Origin of the sequence: Sphingomonas sp., assembly GCF_036402235.1 — a bacterium.
Classification (GTDB): domain Bacteria; phylum Pseudomonadota; class Alphaproteobacteria; order Sphingomonadales; family Sphingomonadaceae; genus Sphingomonas.
Genome location: NZ_DASWTG010000014.1, coordinates 1 through 4,844 on the forward strand (window position 1 = coordinate 1; position 4,844 = coordinate 4,844).

A 4,844-nucleotide genomic window follows, 5' to 3' on the forward strand; every position below is an offset into this window, starting at 1 on the left:
CCCAGCTCGACCCGGGCGACGTCACGCAGGCGGGTGATCGCCCCGGACACCGGGTCGGTGCGAATGACGATGTTGGCGAATTCCTCGGCGGTCTTGAAGCGGCCCTGGGTCTCGACGTTGAGCTGCTGCGCGGCGCCGGTATCGAACGGCGGCTGGCCGACGGTGCCGGCGGCGACCTGGATGTTCTGCGCCCGCAGCGCGGCGACCACCTCACCCGCGGTGAGGCCGAGCGCGGAGGTGCGGCCCGGATCGATCCACACGCGCATCGCATAGTCGCGCGCGCCGAACACCTGGACGTCGCCGATGCCGTCGATGCGGGTCAGCCGGTCCTTGATCTGGGTCAGCGCATAGTTGGAGACGTAACCGCGATCGAGCGACCCGTCGGGCGACAGCACGTTGACCGCCATCAGCCACGAGGGCGAGGTCTTGCGCACCACCACGCCCTGGCGGCGCACCTCTTCGGGCAGGCTCGGCTCGGCGAGCGCGACGCGGTTCTGCACCAGCACCTGCGCGGTATCGAGGTCGGTGCCGAGCTTGAAGGTGACGGTGATCGTCACGCGCCCGTCGCCGGTCGACTGCGACGACTGGTAAAGCATGTTGTCGACGCCGTTGATCTGCTGCTCGATCGGCGCAGCCACGGTGTCCGCGACGGTCTCGGCCGAGGCGCCGGGATAGTTGGCGGCGACCGTGACCGTCGGGGGCACGACGGCAGGGAATTGCGATACCGGCAGCCCGAAATAGGCGAAGGCGCCGATGATCGTGATGAGGATCGCGATCACGCCCGCGAAGATCGGGCGGCGGATGAAGAAATGACTGAAGCGCATCGGGCAAAGCCTTGGCTGGCTCCGCCCGCGATTGCGCGGGCGGAGGTTGTTTCGTCGTCAGTGTGCGGCGACGTTACCGCGCGATGGTCGCCTGCGAGGCCGCGGGTTCGTTGATCGCCGCAGCCGGCTGGGCGGCCGGGGTGCGTGGCAGCTCGATCTTGCCGAGACGCTCGGTCACCTTGGCGCCCGGCGCGATCATCTGCAGCCCCTGGATCACCACCTTGTCGGTCGGCGCGAGGCCGGCACGGATGGTGCGCAGGTTGCCGATGCGCGGGCCCGGCGTCACCTGGCGGGCCGCGACGGTGCCGTCCTTTCCGACGACGAAGACAACCTTGCGCGCCTGATCGGTGCGGACCGCAGCGTCCGGAACAAGCAGCGCGCGCTCGGGCGAGCCGCCGGTGAGGCGCATGTTGCCGAACATGCCGGGGGCGAGGAAATAGTCCGGGTTGTCGATCACCGCGCGCGCGCGGATCGTGCCCGACTGGGCGCTGATCCCGTTGTCGGTGAAGTCCACCCTGCCCTTCCAGTTGTAGCCGCTCTCGTCCTGCAGCCGGATCTCGACCTGCTGCGGCGCGGCGCCGGACTTCGACCGCTCGCGCTGCGCCTTGAGGTAGAGCGCCTCCGAGCTGTCGAAGGTGAAGTAAATCGGATCGAGCGCGTTGATCGTGGTCAGCAACGTCCCGCCACCAGCATCCGCAGTCGAGACGAGGTTGCCGGCATCGACACGGCGGTCGGAGATGCGGCCGGTGATCGGCGCGCGAACTTGCGCGAACTGCACGTCGAGCGCGCGCGAGGCGACGCGCGCCTGCGCCGCGGCCAGCGACGCGCGGGCGGCACGGACGCGGGCGGCGAGCCGGTCATAGTCGCTCTTCGACACCGCATCCTCGGCAAGCAGGCGGCTGGCGCGCGCCAGATCTGCCTCGGCGAGCGCGAGATCGCTCTGCGATTGCGCGACGCCTGCCCGCGCCTCGTTGAGGGCGGCGGCGAAGGGACGCGGATCGATGGTGAAGAGCAATTGCCCCTTCTGCACGATCGCGCCGTCGGTGAAGTGCACTGCGGTCACCGCGCCCGAGACGCGCGGACGCACCTCGACGCTCTTCGACGCTTCGAAGCGGCCGACATGGTCGTCCCACTGCGTGAGGTCGCGTGCAAGCGGCGTGGCGACGGTGACGGTGGGCGGGGGCGGCGCGGCGATCGCCGGGCTTTCGCGGTTGAAGACGCCGACGCCCACGCCGATAGCGGCAAGCGGCAGCACGATCGCCGACGCACGCTGCCACAGCGGCAGGTCGCGGAAACGGCGCTTGGGAAGATCTTCGACGGGTTCGATACGGGTGATCATGTTCATCGCGAATTGCTCCGGCGCTTGACGCGCGCGCTGACGATGCTGCCCGCGAGCAGCTCGTAATGTTGCAGGGTGAAGCCGGCGGCGACGAAGGCGCGCACGGCCGATTCGGCGACGCGATAGCCATGGTGCCAGGTCAGCACCGCGAGGCGGCGCAGCGCCTCCAGCTTCGGATCGGCAAGCTTGGGGTTACGGGTGTCCCCGAAAAGGTTGCCGAGCGCGACCGCCATGCGGCTGGGGTTCCGCAAGGTGGAGAGCGTATCGCGCTCGGCGAGGGCGACCACCGACCATTCGAGCGCAGAGAACTGCGCCCGTGCAGCGAGGTTGGCGGTCTTGGGGGACGGGGCGGCAGGGGCGATGGCAGCGGGAAGGCCGGCACCGGCTTCGGCAAAGGCGAGATAGGCCATAGTCGTGTCTCCTCTCTGCGCGCCGGGCGAGCGTCATTGCTCACCGGCACGCGGTGTTTTCGGATTTGCTGTCCGGCGGAACGCGCGCCCTCACGCGGCGAAGAACATGCTCGCCGGGCCACTGCCGGATCTGGATTGACGGATGGACCGGGCGTCAGCGCCCGGCGTCAGCCTCTAGAAAAAAGTACATCGCCGCATCGTTTCCCTTTCGATGCCTGGGACGCTCCGGGGAGGGTCGCCCATCTTCTATACCACCCGGTATAGAAATCGTGCTGCGTTGCGTCAATGGCTTTTCGTACCGCTCGATATATTTTTATCGAAGGCGGGTGAAAGCCCTTATTTGGACGGCCACATCGCCATGCTGGTGTCGATCAGCCGCTCGAGGTCCGCGCGGGTCGCGCCAGCGCCGGCCTGGACCGCCATTCCCTGCATGATCGCATAGAGGAAGCTGGTCAGCCCCTCGACATCCGCCGTGGCAGGCAGGTCGCCCTCATCCTTGGCGCGCTCGAGCCGCTCGACCAGCGCGCGCCGCGCGACCTTGCCGCGCTCGAGCACCTCCTGGCGGATGCATTCCGCCTCTTCCCCGCACGCGACCGAGCTGATCACGCCAAGGCACCCATGCGGCTCGCTCTTGCTGGTCTGGTTCTCCATGCTGCCATTGAGCAGATGGCGCGCGACCTCACGCGCGGTCGGCTGCTCGAGCGAGGCGCCGATATAGCAGAGCTTCTCCTGCTCGTAGAGGTCAAGCGTCTTGCGGAACAGCGCTTCCTTGTTGCCAAAAGCGGCGTAGAGGCTGGGCCTAGTGATGCCCATCGCCTCGGTCAGGTCGTTGAGCGAGGCGCCTTCATAGCCCTTGCTCCAGAACACGCGCAGCGCCGCGGCGAGCGCCGCATCGACGCAGAATTCACGCGGGCGCCCCTTGGCGGGGAGAGTCAGAACGCTTTCCATATCGGACGGTATATAAATGACGAATGCGCAAGGCGCAACCGCCGTGCCGTATAGCGCGCCGCAAGGGTGAGGGTGGCCGTGGACAGGAGTAGCTCCCCATCGCGATCCACACCTCACCCCGGCAACTACCAGCTAATCGTCAGGCCGGCCGTTCCGCTCCAACGGCGGGTTCGCGGCCCGTCGACCTCGAAGCCATAGTCGCCCTTGGCATGCAGGGCGACGCTCCTGCCGAAGCGCGCGATGAAGCCCAGGCCGACCTCTGCCTCGTTGCGGTCGAGCTCGGTCCGGATCGGGTCGGCGCCGAAGCGGGTGTCCTGCTTCCCCGACAGTCCCTTCCACAGGCTCGCATGAAGATAGGGATGCAGGCGTGCCTGCTCGCTCCCGTAATCGCCCTGCAGGCGCAGGCCGAGACGACCGGTCCATGTCGTGCCCGCGACGAAATCGATCGGCGAGAACATGTCCGCCTGGTCGTCGAGCGTGATCCGCTGCCAGACGATCTGCGCCTGCGGCTCCAGCGTCCAGCGGCCTGACAATGCGATCGGATAGCCTGCCTCGAGCGAGGCGGCCCAGCCGCGGCCATCGACATCGACGCCGAGCCCGGTGCTGGCGACGGTCTCGCCGTCGAACCAGCTGTGCATCCCCACGGCATCGACATACCAGCCACTAGCGCCCACCAGCGTGAGATAGCCGCCGACGCTCGTGCTCTTGAGATCGGCATGGCCGACGGTGAGGTCGTTCCAGCCGAGCGCGCGGCCGCGAACGATGCCGTCAGTGCCCGATCGCCCGACAAAGGCGCCGAGTCGGGCATTGACGCCCCCTTCCCCACCCCATCCGATCAGGTCCTGCCCGATCTGGAAGCCGGTGAGATCGCCGTCGAACGAGGGAGCGACATCGCCCTTCCAGCCGATCTCGGTGCCCTCGGCGAACACGCGCCCCCAGCTCGCGGGAAGCACGCCGCCGCCGCGGAGCAGGCCCTGCTCGCCCCGACGCTCATGGAAGGTGCCGAGCGTCGCGGCGGCGAGGTGATGCGCGATCGGCACCGCAGCGACATAGAGCGGCACCTCGGGACGGTAGAGCGGCACGACCTCCGCCACCACCGGCGTCGCGCCCGGCGTCGGTGGCTCAACCACGACCGCCGGGTCGGGCGAGGGCACCGGTGCGGGGTCGGCCGGAGGCTCGGGCGGTGCAGGCGGCGGCGCGGGTGGGGGTGCCGGTGGCGGCACAGGCGTCGGCGGAGGCGCCGGGTCGGTCACCGTCACCGGTGGCGCGGGATCGACCGGATCGGGATTGATCGGAGTCGGCTCGGGCGGCAGCGGCGGTGGC

At 68.8% G+C, this 4,844-nt stretch carries 5 protein-coding genes; all 5 read right to left on the minus strand.

The genetic code is table 11. From position 1 onward, the window contains the following. Positions 1-824 (minus strand): efflux RND transporter permease subunit (locus tag VGD28_RS02410; protein WP_331026738.1); only part of this gene is annotated, 824 nt, incomplete at its 3' end. A 73-nt stretch (positions 825-897) separates the two neighbouring features. Beyond that, positions 898-2,169, minus strand: a complete 1,272-nt coding sequence (locus VGD28_RS02415; protein WP_331026739.1) for an efflux RND transporter periplasmic adaptor subunit — start codon at positions 2,167-2,169, stop codon at positions 898-900. Continuing rightward, positions 2,166-2,573 (minus strand): hypothetical protein, encoded by a 408-nt coding sequence (locus VGD28_RS02420; RefSeq protein ID WP_331026740.1) that lies wholly within the window; start codon positions 2,571-2,573, stop codon positions 2,166-2,168. Before VGD28_RS02420 ends, VGD28_RS02415 begins: the two co-directional genes overlap by 4 nt. Positions 2,574-2,909: 336 nt before the next feature. After that, positions 2,910-3,521, minus strand: coding sequence for a TetR/AcrR family transcriptional regulator (locus VGD28_RS02425; protein ID WP_331026741.1), 612 nt, complete (start codon positions 3,519-3,521; stop codon positions 2,910-2,912). 125 nt (positions 3,522-3,646) lie between these two features. Further along, the coding region (locus VGD28_RS02430; RefSeq protein WP_331026742.1) for an autotransporter outer membrane beta-barrel domain-containing protein at positions 3,647-4,844 on the minus strand (1,198 nt) is incomplete at its 5' end.

Coding starts and splice junctions, on each gene's coding strand:
- VGD28_RS02420 (WP_331026740.1), bottom strand. CDS start 2,573: ATGGCCTATCTCGCCTTTGCCGAAGCCGGTGCCGGCCTTCCCGCTGCC.
- VGD28_RS02425 (WP_331026741.1), bottom strand. CDS start 3,521: ATGGAAAGCGTTCTGACTCTCCCCGCCAAGGGGCGCCCGCGTGAATTC.
- VGD28_RS02415 (WP_331026739.1), bottom strand. CDS start 2,169: ATGAACATGATCACCCGTATCGAACCCGTCGAAGATCTTCCCAAGCGC.